The sequence below is a fragment of the Chloroflexus sp. genome (genome assembly GCF_049970315.1).
GTDB lineage: Bacteria > Chloroflexota > Chloroflexia > Chloroflexales > Chloroflexaceae > Chloroflexus.
The window spans coordinates 1-15,883 of sequence record NZ_JBMFNE010000041.1; the positions used below are offsets into that span (position 1 = coordinate 1).

The following is a 15,883-nucleotide window of genomic DNA, read 5'->3' on the forward strand; positions in this document are numbered from 1 at the left end:
AACGCAAAGGCGCGAAGTGCGCAGAGAACGCATAAGGATGTTAAACGCAAAGGCGCGAAGTGCGCAGAGAACGCATAAGGATGTTAAACGCAAAGGCGCGAAGTGCGCAGAGAACGCATAGGTTTTGGAATTGTTCGTATGACCACGCTTGTACCCAATCTCAAATATCTTTGCACCTTTGCGTTAAAAACCCTTCGCGTCTTTGCCTCCTCTGCGTTTTAGCCGATTGTATAGCTGCCATCCGGGTAGCAGGTGACGGTGTGGGTTTGCCCGCGCAAAGTGAAGCGGTAGGTCAACTGCCGCCAGTGGCTGGGCAGGCGCGGATGCACTTCCCACGTGCCGTCGGGGTGGATGCGGAGACCGCCAAAACCGAACACGACAGCTTGCCAGACACCGCCTGCTGAAGCAGCGTGGATCCCATCGCCGGCATTGCCGCGCACATCGCGGAGATCGGCGCGGGCCGCGCGAATGAAGTGCTCGTAGGCTTCGGCTACATCGCCCATCTGACAGGCAACGATTGCCTGAATCGGCGGGCCAAGCGACGATCCGTAGGTATGGTCGGTGCGTGGGGTGTAGTAATCATAATTGACCCGAATCTGGCTGTCGCTGTACTGCTCGCGTAAGAGGAATTGCAGCATCAGCACATCGGGTTGCTTGATCGCTTGATACTCGTTGGCGCCTTCGATGCCGAAGATTTCGTGCATTGACTTGGTACGCGGTTCGTACTCGGCCAGATTGACATCTTTCAGCGCGAAGAAGCCATCGAACTGTTCGATGAGTCCGTTAGGGCGCGTATTGATACACATCTTTTCGGCCACCGTCTGCCAGTGCTGCAAGCGTTCCGGCGTTAGATCAAGCTGTTGGCGAAGTTCGGCAGCTTTCTGCGGGGCGTGTTGTGTAAGCCATGCCAGTGTTTCAAGGCCGGTGCGGATGTTCCACTGTGCCATCAGGTTCGTGTAGGCGTTGTTGTTGACGTGATCGTGGTATTCGTCAGGACCGATCACGTCGGTGTAGCCATAGCAACCGCGGTCGGCTAGCCATTCGGCCCGTGCGACGAAGAATTTGGCGGTATCGAGCACAATCTCAGCGCCGCGTTCGATATACCACCCATTATCGCCGGTAGCCTGCCAGTATTGTTGTACCGCGTAAGCCACATCTGCCGAAATGTGAATCGCTAAATCACCGGTCCAGACGCGGGCAAGCTTCTTTTTGTCCTGAAAATCAGGTACCCACGTTGGTGTTACCTCTTCGCCGGTATCGGCACTCTCCCAAGCGTACCATGCACCCTCGTAGCCGGCGACGCGAGCCTTGGCGCGAGCAGCCGGTAGGGTTAGGTAGCGGTAATCGAGCAAGTTGCGCGCGATGTCTGGGGCAGTGTAGATGAAAAGCGGCAACATGAAGATCTCGGTGTCCCAGAACGCATGACCACGATAGCCAAATCCTGAGAGCGTTTTGGCGCCGATGTTCACGCGATTGTCGTGGCGAGGAGCAGCAATCAGCAACTGGAAGATACTAAAGCGCACGGCCAGGTCGGCCTCATCATCGCCGTTGATCTCGACGTGGCAGCGCTCCCACTCGCGCGTCCATGCTTCCTGCTGTGCGGCCAGCGTGCTCGCCCAATCGTGAGCCGCTTGCACGTGGTGGTGGGCAATGTCGAGTGGTTGATTGCCGTCGCGCGAGGTAGCGATGCCGACAAACTTTGTGACGACAATCGGTTGACCGGCATGCACCGGATAGACCTGTTGCAGGGTGGGCACATTCTCGACATCCCAGAACGCGGTTTGGGCGGTGTCGCCGCGCAGACGCATCGCGCACGCCACCTCGATCCCACTCTTGCGGGTGCGGGTGCGCAAAAAGACGGTGCCATCGGTGAGTTGGCCTTGTTCGATCAATCGCCAGTGCAACAGCCCCTCGTTGTCGGTTTGACCATTGAGCGCAGCGCGGACCTCGATCTGGCCGTCAAATTCAGGTACGATCTCGCAGTGTAGCGCTAGCAGGTGCTCGTCGGCCAGTGATGCAAAGCGGGAGAATCGAATGGTTGCTACCCGACCCTGCGGCGAACGCCAACGCACCTCGCGCTGTAGCACGCCATTCTGCATGTTGAGTTCGCGCCGGTAGGCGAGGATCGTACCTGTAGCTAGCGAAAACTTCTCACCATCGAGAAGCACTTGCATTGCCAACCAATCGGGCGCATTAGCCAGTTCGGTGACCACAATCGGTGCGTCGTCGAAGACACCGTGGATAAACGTCGCTCGACGGTCGTTGGGATAGCCCTCTTCAAACGCGCCACGGGTCGCGAGATAGCCGTTACCAATGGTGAAGATCGTCTCTTTATGATGTTGTTGGGCTGGGTCGAAAGCATCTTCAGCAAGAATCCACATAATTCACCTTGTGCGTATAAGGTCGCCTTCTTTACCCCTCCTTCGAGCCGGTCGCAGCAATACTGCGCACAAAATATTGCTGGAAGACGAAGAAGATGATCAGAATGGGCAACGTATTGAAGATCGAACCGGCTAGAATGACCGAATAGAGCGTGTAATACTCGCCGCGGAACCACTGTAACCCGATCGGCAGGGTAAATTGTTCGGGTGAACGCAGGACCAGCAGCGGCCACATAAAGTTATTCCATGCGCCTTGGAAGGTCAGCAGCGCAAGTGTAATCAATTGGGTTTGGCTGATCGGCAGCACAATGCGGAAGAAGGTGCCCCAGCGGCCCGACCCGTCCATCATCGCTGCTTCTTCCAACTCCTTGGGGAACGACTTATAAAACTGGGTCATCATAAAGACACCGAAGGCGTCGGCAACACCGGGCAGAATGATACCCCATGGGGTATCGATAAGGCCAAAGCCGGTGGGAATGGTGAGATCACCGAGTTGGAAACCACCCCGAATCAGGCCGGGACCGATGATCAAGAATGAGGGAATGAGCGTCACAACGCCCGGCATCATCATTGAGATCAAGAGCAGATTGAACCAGAAGTTCTTGAGCGGGAATTCGATGCGGGCGAAGGCATAGCCGGCCATCGCGCAGAAGAGCACGCGAAAGACGGTGATGATCACCGAAATAAAGACGCTATTCCACACCCAACGTGGGAAAAGTTCAAATGTACCGAGAATCGTGATATAGTTTTCAAAGGTAAACGGGATCGGCGCCCAGATTGGCGGTGTATAGACATCGGCCACCGGCTTGAACGAGAAGACCAACGTAAAGTAGAGGGGCGCTACTGAGAGCACAGCCCAGAAGGCCAGCATCGCAAAGAAGAGATACTTGCGCAGTCGGTCGAAGAAGACGGTACGTGCATAGATCTGCGCTTGCGGTGAACTCGTTGTAACTGCCATCGTTTCGCACCTTTCTAACGCTCAGCGCCACTACCGCTGCCTTCAATCACGCGCCGCTGCAGCAGCGTCACCGCCAGAATGATCAGGGTGAGAATGACCGCCAACGCTGAAGCTTGACCCATTTGAATGCGTGTATCGCGGAAGGCCCACTTGTAGATCAAATAGGTGATGGTCGTAGTGCTGTCGAGCGGGCCGCCATTCGTCATCACAAAGATCTGGTCGAAGACCTGAAAACAGCCGATGACACCGACCGTCACGACAAAGAAAATGACCGGGCGCAACATCGGGATGGTAATGTAGAAAAACTTCTGCAAGCCATTCGCACCGTCAATCTCAGCCGCTTCATACACGGCCAGGGGAATATCTTGCAGACCGGCGAGAAAAATGAGCATGAGCGTGCCACTCGTGGTAAAGATGTTCATGCCCATAATTACGTAGAAAGCGGTGCGCGGATCATCGAGCCAGTTGACAGTAAGGCCGGTGATCTGGTTGAAAATACCCTGCGGCGCGAAGATCCAGATAAAGATGAGCGAAATTACCACCGATGATGTCACTGATGGCAGGTAAAAAATGGTGCGGAAGAAACGCTGGAAGCGCAGGTTTTGGTCCATCGCAAATGCCAGCACCAGGCTGAGAAACGTCTGGATCGGCACGACGATCAGCACATACTTAAAGGTATTGGGGAGTGCTTTACTCAAGAAGAGATCATCGGCGAAGACTCGCTGATACCCTTCAAAACCCCACCAGCGCGGCGGTCTGAGCAGGTTGTATTCGGTGAACGAGAGATAGACCGCGTAACCGAGCGAGATCAGACTAAAGATGATAAAGATGATCAACCATGGCGAGATAAAGAGATAGCCGTTCAGTGCATCAGCCCATTTACGACGCTGATTTGTCGCGCGCATATATTATCTCCCGTCAGTAGTGGGTGAGCGTCTATCCTCCGATAGTACGCGCGATCCCGACTTGTGTCCGATACCCTGCTGTCATGGTGAGCTGCCTGCCAGAGGAAACCTGCCGCCTTGGGTACTTCAGCATCGATCGGGTTGTGGAGATTGTGGCGAACTACATCATACGCTCGCAGAAGCTCCGACCCCTATCGAACCACACGGCGTGTTGGTGTTTTTCCCACGCCGTGTGGTGCCTATACCATGCTGCTGTTACTTCATTGCCTTGCGGATAGCTTCAGCCGCCTGTTTCATAGCCTCTGAAGCTGGCTGGTTCTCTTTAAACATTCGCTCAAGCGCCTTCGACATCTGATCGTTCACATCGGAGCCGACTGCACCCCAGAAGAAGGGCTTCGCACCGAAGAACGAACCATTGAAGATAGCTGCCGAGTTCGGATTGTTTTTCAGGTAGTCGCTGTTTTGCAACGACTGACGCGATGGCAACGCAAAGCCACTCTCAAGCACCGTCTTCTGACTGGCTTCGCTAGTAAGGAAGTTGACCACCTTCCACGCCGCTTCCGGGTTCTTGGTGTTGGCCGAGATTCCCCAAGCCACTGTGAAGATCAAGTTACCCTCGCCACCCGGGCCGGCCGGCGGCATGACCACACCATACTGCGTGTTGGGAAACTGATCGCGCAGATAGGGGATCAACCAGCCACCCTCGTAAACCATTGCGCATTGGCCCTTGCCAAAGAGTGTACCCTGCCATCCTTCACCAAGCTCTGACGGTATCGCACCGATCTGGTTGGTGCGGAACGAGGTATAGAATTCGGCTGCTTTCACCGCCGGATCACTATCAAGCATGGTGTCGGTATAATCGGTGTTCATCACCATGCCGCCGTTCTGGAAGACGAAGACCGGGAACCGACCTGGATCGGGTGGCGTGCAGAAGCCGTAGATCGGCTTGTTCGGATCGCTCAGATCGGTCAGTGCTGCCGCTGCCTCGCGCAGATCGTCCCATGTCCAGTCGTCGGTTGGATAAGCTAGACCCGCTTTATCAAACAGCGCCTTGTTGTAGAACATACCAAGGGTGTTAAAGTCCTTGGGAATACCGTAGGTTTTACCATTGTAGGTAAAGGCATCGATCAGTGCCGGAATAAAATCGTCACGCGACACTCCGCTGCTTGCCATCAAGTCATCGAGAGGCAACAACGCATCGTTGGCGGCCAGCTCCAACCACCAGAAGATGTCAACATAGAAAATATCGGGTTCCGTCCCCGATGCAATCGAGGTCAAGAGTACCTGCTTATAGTCGCCAGTGATCGGCTCGTACTTGACCAGAATATCGGGGTTCTCAACCGAGAACTTATAGAGCAGCGACTCGAGCAGTGCGGTCTCTGCCGGGCTTGAAGCCCACCCTGACAAGCGGACGGTCACTTTTTCAGCCGGAACGACAACCGTCTCTTTGACCGTCACCGTCTCTTTGATGGTCACGGTTTCCCGTACCGTTTGTGGTGTCGGTGCCGATTGTTGGGTTGTAGTCTGACCACAGGCGCTCAGCGCCAATGCCAGTACGGCCAGAAGCATGAGGAATTTGATCGGGCGGTTCATACCTGCTCCTTCACTAGAAACGATTGAGATAGCGAGATGTATCCTTCGGTAAGAACAAACTTGTCTAAATAACCAAAAAATGTTTAGAGAAAATTAGTGTTTTAAGATCATTTTTACACCTCCTTTTTTGCAAAATAATAACCTATCTGATCAATCGGCAGTCGATGATCAGGTCAGGGAAGCAATGTGTCACGAATTGTCAGGACGAAGCGCGAATGATCAGGGATGGTTGCAGTAGGATATGTTTTTGTTCTGGTTCTCGCCCTTCAACGATTGCCACCAGCAGTTCGACGCATTTACGGCCGGCCTCAGCAATCGGCTGGCGCACACTGCTCAGTGGCGGAAAGAGATATTGCACCATTGGCGCATCATCAAAGCCGATGATAGCCAAATCGGTCCCTACCGTCAGGCCGCGTTCGCGGGCCGCGGCCATCGCCCCAATTGCCATCGTATCGTTCAGGGTCATGATTGCCGTTGGGCGACGTTCGGGCGAGAGATCAAGGAGATGCAACGTCATGGCGCGCCCGACCTCAAACGTACCTTCACCGCGCAGAATATAGCCCGTTTCAATCGGCAGTTGAGCGGTTTGCATCGCCTCAAGGTACCCTTGCAGACGGTCGTTACCAACGCGCGAATCTTCCGGCCACCCAAGGATCGCGATACGGTGATGACCACGCCCGATCAGGTATTCCACCGCTTGCCGCGTTCCCGCCGTACCGTCAATATCGACCCATGCGAAGTCCCAATCTGGATTTGAGCGACCGAAGGCCACGAAGGGGAACTTCTGCTTGAGCAAGAATTGGATACGGGGATCATTGTAATTGATACTCGACAGCACGAAGCCATCAACATTACCACTACGGATCAGATCACGGTAGATATCGATTTGCGATCGGTCTTCAGAGAAAGGGAAGGGCAACACAAAATAATTAACCGCACCGGCCTCACGCACCATACTACTCAAGAACTGGTCGAGAATATGATTAACTTGGCCGGGTTCGGTTTGGGTCCACGAATACCCGATCATAAAGCTACGGCCGGCCCGCATATTACGCGCAATGCGATTAGGCCGGTAGCCTAGCTCTTGCACCGCCGCCTGAATCCGCTCCATCGTTTCGGGCGCAACCTGCATTTCACCGTTCAGCACCTTCGAGACGGTTTGGTAACTGACCCCGGCGCGCGCCGCTACATCTTTGAGCGTGACTTTCGTGGCTGTCATAGACCGTTTGATTCATCAAGGCGAACGTTCGCCTTTATCATACATCTCCTGTCAGCAGTTGTCAAGAGGAAAAGGCGAACGTTCGTCTAACGACATGAAGTGTGTGGTGGGGAATCGGTCGGTGATGGGTGACGGAGCAACGGGCTGTCATCTGACCGCCGCACGGTACCGGTCGGTAACGGGCTGGCGTCGCAGCGCTGGGCAGCGATGCAGCATCGGTCAGGGAGCGGGCTGTCATCTGACCGCCGCACGGTACCGGTCGGTAACGGGCTGGCGTCGCAGCGCTGCACGGCATCGGTCAGGGCAACGGGCTGGCGACGGCGCAGCGGGCGACGGCACGGCACCGGTGCGGGCAGCGGACAGTTGTCGGTGCAGCACCGGTCAGGGCAACGGGCTGGCGACGGCGCAGCGGGCGACGGCACGGCACCGGTGCGGGCAGCGGACAGTTGTCGGTGCAGCACCGGTCAGGGCAACGGGCTGGCGACGGCGCAGCGGGCTGCGGTACAGCATCGGTCAGCAACGAGCAGCCGACAGAGCGCTGCACGGCATCGGTCGGTAGTGAGGAGCAATATTCCTACACCGGCACAATCTCTTCGACGGGAGCCAGTCGCAGATTACCAATAGGGCATGCGCTGACGCACGCAAGATCGGCGTAGCCAAAACAGAGATCGCACTTGTCGGCGCGATGCGTAGGGATGCTAGTGGCCAAGGGAATAGTTGGGCGGATTCGCTGTTGCCAGCGACGGAAGAGATCCCACAGTGGGCCGGTCTGATATTTGGCACGTGGGACGGTTTGTACCGCATCGTAAGGGCAAGCTGTAACACATTCTCCACAGCCGGTACAGCGGTTGGTAATCCGTAATGCACCGGTGTCAACACGTTCGATCGCATCTTCAGGGCACGCTTCGACACATTCCGCACCGACGCTGCACTGACGACAATTATCAAGCACATCAAACCGCTCGATCGGTGTGCCATTGAGGTGGAGGCGACTGTGTCCGTGACGTGACGCACAGCCAGTCTCACACAATCGACAGCCCGGTGGGCAGCGAGCAGGATCGCGAACAAGAATGTGAGTAGCGCGGAGGATGCCTCGGTGGACGGCAAGTTCGATATCGCGGGCGCGGGCAGCATCGCTCCGCACCGCAGCCGAATGCTTCAGACGACGTTCGGCAATGGCGCGCAGTTCGGTCTCAAGCGCCGGATATTGGTTGATGAGACGGTAGAACTCAGCACCGGGTAGTTCGAGCAGATCGGTGGTGGTGAGGGCGCGGGTGGTCGCTCGATGAGGTTCGCCGGTCAGCAGTGAGATTTCACCAAAGAGATCACCTTCGTTGAGGATAGCAATCGTTTGTCCACTTTGCTCAATCACCACTTGCCCATTCTCGATCAGGTACAGTGAGTCGGCCGGCTCGCCTTGTTTGACGATTACCGTGCCGCGTGGCACGTGGCGCGGCTGTAATCGGGCCGCGATAGAAATGCGTTCAATGGGCAGAAGTTGGCTTAGTATCGGGATACGCGCTAACGTGGCTTCTACCATCCGTCGTCGATACACTTTGCGGAGAGCGGTTGTAAGCAGTGGTAGCGCGGCGAGTTCCTCGCGTAAGGTAGTAATATCGATTTGTAATAGGTAGCACGTATCTTGGGTAAGTGCACTCATATGACGGAAGAACTTGCCGAACAGTGGACCTTCGCCAAAGCAATCGCCTTGCCCTAATATACCCATCAAGACTTCACGCCCGTCTTTGTCACGCAGTCGCAACTGTAATGATCCCCGCAGCAGGAAGAAAAGATACCGATAGCCACGCCGTTGACCAATCACAGTCGCACCGCTTGGAAAGACGCGAAAGACGCCCAGTTCATAAAGAGTAGTTAGCTCAGTGGTCGATACCCCGCGCAGACAGTCCAACACTGCTAAAGCAGCGATGGCTTGTTGCTGGCGTTGTTCGCGGTGCGCAGTGCGCCCTTGATCGCGCCGGTTGCGCATGGCGTGTTTGAGCGATGACATACTCAGCTCTGGTACAATGGCGATGATATGGTAATGTGATGGAATTTTACCATACACAATGCCTAACAGCGGTATAATAGAACGGCGAAAATCGCACCCACACAGGAAACTTGCATGCCGTTGCGCAGTCTTACCGTTGATCTTGCTCGCGGCCACGCCCGCCAACTGTTACCCGCTGAAGTGGAACGCGATTATCTGGGTGGTCGTGGCGCTATTGCGTGGTTGCTCTGGTATCAATTAGAACCGGATACACCACCACTGTCGGCTAACAATCTGCTGATCTTTGCGGCTGGCCCGTTGGCCGGTAGCTCCGGTTACGCTACTGGCGGTTTTACCGTCGGTACTCGCTCACCGTTAACCGGCGGTATTGCCTATGGGTGGGCGCCGGGGCACTGGGGGGCAGCTCTCCATCGGAATAATGTCGATGTCTTAATTATTCGCGGGGAAGCACCTGACTGGTGTTACCTCCTGATCGATGGAGATACCGTTCGCCTGCGTTCAGCTCGCCACCTCGTTGGGCGTGATACCGTAGCGACTGCGGCGACACTGAGTGCTGAACTAGGTGGTGATGTGCGGGTGTTGGCGATTGGGCCTGCCGGTGAAGTCGGTGTAGCCTATGCCAGTATTGTCGCTGAAGGCCAGTATCTCGTTGAGCCGGCCGGTACCGGTGCTGTAATGGCCGATAAAAAGCTGAAGGCGATAGTGGTTCGTGATCGGGCACCACTGCCGGTGGCTGATGTGGCACGTATGCAGAGCGTGCTTCAATCGATCCAGCAGCGGGGTGAACGTCATCCGACGGCAAACGCTATCCGCGCTATCGGGAGTGCCGGTTTGTTACCGGCGGCGATCAAGTTAGGTGCGCTGACCAGTCGAGACGCCCGGACCCCGGCTGATGGCCTGGCTATCGCTCGGATGTTTAGCGAGATAGCCCGTCGTGGTGGGCGCCAAGAGCGTGGTTGTGCCGGTTGTCCGCTACCCTGTTATATCGATCTGCGTACTCGTACCGGTGAGACGCATCCCCTCCCTAGCCTTGAATTAATTGCCGGTTTTGGCGCTCGTGTGGGGATTACCGACGCCGATACAATGCTGACAATCGCCGATCGTTGCTTGCGGTTGGGTATCGATCCGGCGGCAGCAGCAGCGGCAATTACCTTTATGACCGAGGCACAAGATGAAGGCTTAGTGCGACAGCGCACGCTCAACTGGGGTGATGGCGCCGCCGTGATCGCTGCTCTCGACCGGATGAGCCAACGTCGAGAAAAGCGCGATATCTTATCGTTAGGTGTCGGTGAGATGCAGGAGGCGGTATGGGGATCGGCAGCGTTTGCACCCCAAGTAAAAGGCTTGGCAATGCCGGCGCTTGATCCACGTGCGTTGACTGAGATCGGATTGGCGATGGCAACCAGCCCGATCGGTGGTGATTACCGATATGCGATGGCCTTTGAAGAATTGGTGGCAGAACCGCCGGCATGGTTGCCACCACCGGCGAGTGGGCCGCGTGAAACTGAAGGCAAAGCCCTGCGCCTGATCTGGCACGAGCGGTTTGCTGCTGCGCTCGATGCGAGTGGCATGTGTCGACGGCTTGGCCTGATGGCGTATCAGGTGACTCCCGGTGAACTGATCGCGCTCCTCGGTGCGGTCAGTGGTCGCACAATTAGTGGGGTCGATCTGGTGCGGATCGGCGAACGGATCGTGACCCTCGACCGGATGTTTACCCGTCGCTACGCCGCCAACAGCCAAGATACGCTGCCCGACCGTTACCTACGCGAACCGTTGAGCAGTGGTCCGACGGCCGGCTATACCCCACCACTCGATGTGTTGTTAGCCGAATATTACGCACGCCACGGCTGGGATTCCGCCGGCGACCCGACACCGGCCCGCTTGGCCGAATTGGGCATCCCCTAACATCCATCGTCGTAGAGGCGCACGGCCGTGTGCCCCCCAGGTGGCGTTATCATCGGCCAAATTCGGATCATGACCATCGTATTGAAACCACCACCGATATGACCAGATTCGTTGTCAAATTAGGCACAAGTGTGCTCACTGCCGGTACCGACCGGCTACACCGGCCTTATTTTGTCGAATTGGCCCGTCAAATCGTGCGTCTGAAAGCAGACGGTCACGAAGTCGTGTTGGTCTCGTCAGGCGCGATTGCTGCCGGTAAAGAACGTCTTGGCGCCGATCCTCGCCGGCGGAGCAATATTCCGCTCAAGCAAGTGTTCGCTGCGGTGGGTCAGAGCCGATTAATGCACATCTACGAACAGATTTTCGATCTCTACGGACTGCAAGTGGCGCAAGCGTTACTCACCCGTGACGATCTGCGGGATCGCCGACGCTATCTGAATGCCCGTAATACCCTTAACCTTTGCCTTGCGCAAGGAATTGTGCCGATTATCAATGAGAATGACGCGGTGGTAACCGCCGAGATTCGGGTTGGCGATAACGATAATCTCTCGGCGCTGGTTGCCGGCTTAATCGATGCTGACCTGCTCTTGATCCTCACCGACATTGCCGGATTGTTCAGCGCCGATCCGCGCACCGATCCGACCGCCGAACTGCTGCGTGAGGTACCGGTAATCGACGAACGAATTTGGGCAATGGCCGGTGGGAGCGGTACGCATCGCGGCACCGGCGGGATGCAGACCAAAATACAGGCTGCCGATCTGGCTACCCGTTCAGGAGTGGCGGTTGTCATTGCCGCCGGTCACGAACCGGATGTGATCGTCCGGGTGGCAAATGGTGAACGGATTGGAACGTACTTCCCGGCGACAACCTCACATCCTGATGCTCGCCAGCGTTGGATTTTGGCCGAAACTGTGCGCCATTCCAAGATTGTGATTGATGAAGGGGCTGCAACGGCCCTGATCGAGTATGGGAAGAGTTTGTTGGCTGCCGGTGTTCGTGAGGTAAGCGGTGAATTTGATCGCGGCCAAACAGTACGCATTTTTGACCTCGCCGGGCGAGAGATTGCACGCGGGTTGACCCAATATCGTTCGAGTGATCTTCGTCTGATCGCCGGATTACGCTCGCACCAGATTGGTCCAGTTTTAGGGTATGATTACGGGCCAGAGATCGTCCATCGTGACGATATGGTGGTGTTAGTGACAAAGGAGTAGAGGATACTTCCTCCTCCAATACCCTAACTAAGGAGAATTGCATGGCAGGTATTGAGGGGCCGGTACGGGTACGTTTTGCCCCTAGTCCGACCGGCAGCTTGCACATCGGCGGTGTGCGCACCGCTCTCTTCAATTGGCTCTGTGCCCGTCATTATGGTGGGCAATTTATTCTGCGGATCGAAGATACTGACGAAAAACGGTTTGTTCCCGGTGCTGCCGACGATATTAGCATTTCGCTACGCTGGGTTGGGATCGATTGGGACGAGGGCCCGGATGTGGGTGGGCCGTATGGCCCCTACGTGCAGTCACAGCGGTTTGAGCAAGGTGTCTATCGCCCCTACGTTGACCAGTTGCTCGAGGCTGGACTGGCGTACATGTCCTTCACTACCGAAGAGGAACTCGCGCAGATGCGGGCCGCTGCCGAAGCTGCCGGAATCAAGGCATTTCGCTTCCGTGGCCCCGAACGTGATTGGCCACTCGAGCGCCAGCGTGAATTGGCAGCGAGCGGTAAGTCCTATACCGTGCGCCTCAAAACTCCTCTCGACGGCGAGACTCGCTTCAGCGACCTTATTCGCGGTGGTGATGAGATCGTCGTACAGAATGACCAGTTGCAAGATATTGTGCTGATTAAGTCAACCGGTATGCCAGTCTACCACTTTGCCCACCTCGTTGACGATCATCTGATGAAGATTACCCTTGTTATGCGTGGAGAAGAGTGGGTACCGAGCACACCGTACCACGTCTTACTCTACGACTACTTCGGCTGGCAGCGACCGATCTTTGCCCATCTGCCGGCGATTTTACGCCACGATGGCAAAGGCAAACTGTCGAAGCGCAAAGATGATGTGGCAACGCAGCGGTTCCGCGAACGTGGGTATCTGCCGGAAACCATGCTCAACTATCTCGCCTTGCAAGGGTGGAGCTACGATGGGGTGACCGAGATAATGAGCCGTGAAGAACTCATCGCACGCTTCTCGATTGAGCGGATTCAGCCATCACCGGCGCGTTGGAATCCGGAAAAGCTGCGCGACATGAACGGTATCTATATCCGTAAGCTCAGCCGTGAGCAACTAGCCGAACGGGTGTTGCCATTTATGCAGCGGGCCGGCCTGATCGGTGATCCAGCCGGTGATACCGAACGTGCGTATCTGCTTCAGCTGATTCCGCTCATCCATGAACGGCTGGAGGAATTGCAAGAGGCGCCGGAGTTGCTCGAGTTCTTTTACCGTGAGGTGACGCCAGGGGTGACGTATCAGCCGTCCGATCTGATTCCCAAGAAACATGATGCGGTCCAGACGATCACAATGCTTCGGGCGGCGTATGATGTGTTGCAGCGACAAACCGATTGGACGGCGCCGGCGCTTGAGACAACGCTCCGTACATTGACTGAGCAGTTGGGAGTGAAGCCGGGGCCTCTCTTTAGCGCAATCCGTATCGCTGTGACCGGTCGAAGTGTAGCGCCGCCGTTGTTTGATACCCTGGCCGGGGTTGGTCGTGACCGTTCGTTGGAGCGTTTGGCCGCGGCAATTGCCGCACTGGAGCAGATGGCATGACAATCCAGTCTTGGGAGGCGAGCATTCACCACGATGGATCGCCTCCCTACGTACAGTTTGGTGGGCGCGTGGGTGATACCGCACGCTTGCGCTTGCGCCTCGCCGCCGATGCTCCGGTCAGTGGCGTGTTTGTACGTACTTGCCCCGATGGCGAACAGCACTTCACGCCAATGCGTGATCTGGGTGTGCAGGGGGTGTGTCGTTGGTGGGAAGGCGAGTTGCCGATCCGGATGCTGCGTACTAACTATCGCTTCCTGTTGCGAGCCGATGATGGCGTGTACTGGTACAGCGCCGGTGGCGTAACGCGCTATTACCCGACCGACGCCAATGATTTTGTCTTGTTGGCGAACTACCATGCCCCGACGTGGGTGCGTGACGCGGTCTTTTACCAAATCTTTCCCGATCGCTTCGCCGATGGTGATCCGAGCAATAATGTACGCGATAGCGAGTATCTTTACCACGGGCGTCCGGTTGTTGCCCGGCGCTGGCACGAGTTGCCACAGCCGGCGACCGGTTCAATCGAGTTTTACGGTGGTGATCTGCAAGGGATCGCACAACGGCTCGATTATCTAACCGATCTTGGAGTTTCAGCCCTTTACCTCAATCCGATCTTCCGCGCACCGTCGAACCACAAATACGACGTTGAAGACTACACGCGCATCGATCCGCATCTCGGTGGTGAGGCCGGTTTGCTAACGCTGCGTCAGGCCCTCGACGAACGGGCCATGCGATTAGTGCTCGACATCGTACCAAACCACTGCGGCGTTACGCATCCTTGGTTTGTGACCGCCCAGGCTGATCGACACGCACCAACGGCCGAGTTCTTCACCTTTCGTCGTCACCCCGACGAATACGAATGTTGGCTGGGAGTGAAGACGCTACCCAAACTCAACTATCGCAGCGTGCGGCTGCGTGAAGTGATGTATGCCGGTCACGATGCGGTTATGCGGCATTGGCTCCGGCCACCGTACCGTATCGATGGTTGGCGGATCGATGTTGCCAACATGTTAGGTCGCCTTGGCCCCGATAACCTTGGTCACAAGATCGGGCGAGGCATTCGGCGTGCGGTCAAAGCCGAACAACCTGATGCCTATCTGCTCGGCGAACACTTCTTCGATGGGACGCCCCATCTGCAAGGGGAAGAGCTGGACGCTACGATGAACTATCAGGGCTTCACCTTTCCCGTATGGCGTTGGTTAGCCGGCTTTGAATTCAATCCACAGCGGCCTGAAGCCGATCCGCGACCGATTGCAACCGAGATCATGGCTGCTCAATGGACGGTTTTTCGGGCAGCAATTCCATGGCAGATCGCGACACAGCAGTTTAATCTCCTCGGTAGCCACGATACCCCCCGGTTGCGCACCATTGTAGGAGATGATCTGGCGCGCGTGCGCGTGGCAATGACGTTGCTCTTCACCTATCCCGGTGTACCGTGCATCTACTACGGCGACGAGATTGGATTGGCCGGTGGTGGTGATCCCGATTGCCGGCGGACAATGCCGTGGGATGAGACGCAATGGGATCACGACTTGCGTGCCTTTGTACGGCGGCTAGCGCATTTACGGCGTAGCGCGCCGGCGTTGTGTTGGGGTGGATTCCAGCAGCTCTACGCCCAAGGTGAGACGATTGTTTTTCAACGTGAAGCACCCGAAGAGCGGCTGATCGTCGTGGCTCGGCGGGGTGATGACGGTTTACGAGCGGTGCCGGTGCGTCACGGTGGTCTCGCTGACGGTACCCGTTTGCGCGACCTCTTGACCGATGTTGAGACGGTTGTAGCCGGAGGTATGCTCGACATCAGCCGGTTACCGGCGGTGGGTGTGCAAGTGTGGCGATCATCGTAGGGGGCGGGTGTAATACCCGCCCTTGCTACCCTTCCTTCAGATCAAGACAGTGGTGGTTGATATGGTGGTGGTGGCGGTAGCGGTTGTCCATTGCGATAGGCAAAATAGGCCTGCACGTTAGGCTGGTTGTAAAGCACTAGGCTGATGATCCCAAATACCATTGATAAAGATATTGCCGGTCCTCGCTGCGCGCGGACTTACAAAAGGGCGGTATCGCGCGTGGACTGACGCGAAGGTGGTATCGCGCGCGGAATGACGCGAAGGTGGTATCGTGTCACCCGTGACCGTCCTCCATTGTCACCCCGCGCC

General features: G+C 56.4%; 11 protein-coding genes. 4 read left to right on the forward strand and 7 right to left on the reverse strand.

Annotated features, from left to right (window positions below; all coding sequences use genetic code 11):
* Positions 1–218: 218 nt before the first annotated feature.
* From ACP5OT_RS17420 to ACP5OT_RS17450, 7 genes are all read right to left on the reverse strand, one after another.
* Complete coding sequence (locus ACP5OT_RS17420; protein ID WP_428132858.1) at positions 219–2,381, reverse strand: glycoside hydrolase family 65 protein; 2,163 nt, start codon at positions 2,379–2,381, stop codon at positions 219–221.
* Between the two features lie 31 nt (positions 2,382–2,412).
* Complete coding sequence (locus ACP5OT_RS17425) at positions 2,413–3,339, reverse strand: carbohydrate ABC transporter permease (protein ID WP_424677583.1); 927 nt, start codon at positions 3,337–3,339, stop codon at positions 2,413–2,415.
* A gap of 14 nt (positions 3,340–3,353) precedes the next feature.
* Positions 3,354–4,244: a carbohydrate ABC transporter permease gene (locus tag ACP5OT_RS17430; RefSeq protein ID WP_424677582.1), complete on the reverse strand. Its 891-nt coding sequence runs from the start codon at positions 4,242–4,244 to the stop codon at positions 3,354–3,356.
* Between the two features lie 255 nt (positions 4,245–4,499).
* Positions 4,500–5,837, reverse strand: a complete 1,338-nt coding sequence (locus ACP5OT_RS17435) for an ABC transporter substrate-binding protein (protein WP_428132860.1) — start codon at positions 5,835–5,837, stop codon at positions 4,500–4,502.
* Positions 5,838–6,036: 199 nt separating this feature from the next.
* Positions 6,037–7,056, reverse strand: a complete 1,020-nt coding sequence (locus ACP5OT_RS17440) for a LacI family DNA-binding transcriptional regulator (RefSeq protein WP_424677580.1) — start codon at positions 7,054–7,056, stop codon at positions 6,037–6,039.
* An 86-nt stretch (positions 7,057–7,142) separates the two neighbouring features.
* Positions 7,143–7,517, reverse strand: coding sequence for a hypothetical protein (locus tag ACP5OT_RS17445; RefSeq protein WP_428132863.1), 375 nt, complete (start codon positions 7,515–7,517; stop codon positions 7,143–7,145).
* Between the two features lie 113 nt (positions 7,518–7,630).
* A complete protein-coding gene (locus ACP5OT_RS17450; protein WP_424677489.1) occupies positions 7,631–9,064 on the reverse strand; it encodes a cyclic nucleotide-binding domain-containing protein in 1,434 nt (477 codons plus the stop codon).
* 114 nt (positions 9,065–9,178) lie between these two features.
* Here ACP5OT_RS17450 and ACP5OT_RS17455 point away from each other — a divergent pair, with 114 nt between their 5' ends.
* From ACP5OT_RS17455 to malZ, 4 genes are all read left to right on the forward strand, one after another.
* Positions 9,179–10,969, forward strand: coding sequence for an aldehyde ferredoxin oxidoreductase C-terminal domain-containing protein (locus tag ACP5OT_RS17455; protein WP_424677488.1), 1,791 nt, complete (start codon positions 9,179–9,181; stop codon positions 10,967–10,969).
* 98 nt (positions 10,970–11,067) lie between these two features.
* On the forward strand, positions 11,068–12,180 hold the full coding sequence (gene proB / locus ACP5OT_RS17460; RefSeq protein ID WP_424677487.1) for a glutamate 5-kinase: 1,113 nt from the start codon (positions 11,068–11,070) through the stop codon (positions 12,178–12,180).
* Between the two features lie 41 nt (positions 12,181–12,221).
* Positions 12,222–13,733 (forward strand): glutamate--tRNA ligase, encoded by a 1,512-nt coding sequence (gltX, locus tag ACP5OT_RS17465; protein ID WP_424677486.1) that lies wholly within the window; start codon positions 12,222–12,224, stop codon positions 13,731–13,733.
* Positions 13,730–15,574 (forward strand): maltodextrin glucosidase, encoded by a 1,845-nt coding sequence (gene malZ / locus ACP5OT_RS17470; RefSeq protein ID WP_424677485.1) that lies wholly within the window; start codon positions 13,730–13,732, stop codon positions 15,572–15,574. The genes gltX and malZ overlap by 4 nt, the downstream gene beginning before the upstream one ends.
* Positions 15,575–15,883 lie beyond the last annotated feature (309 nt).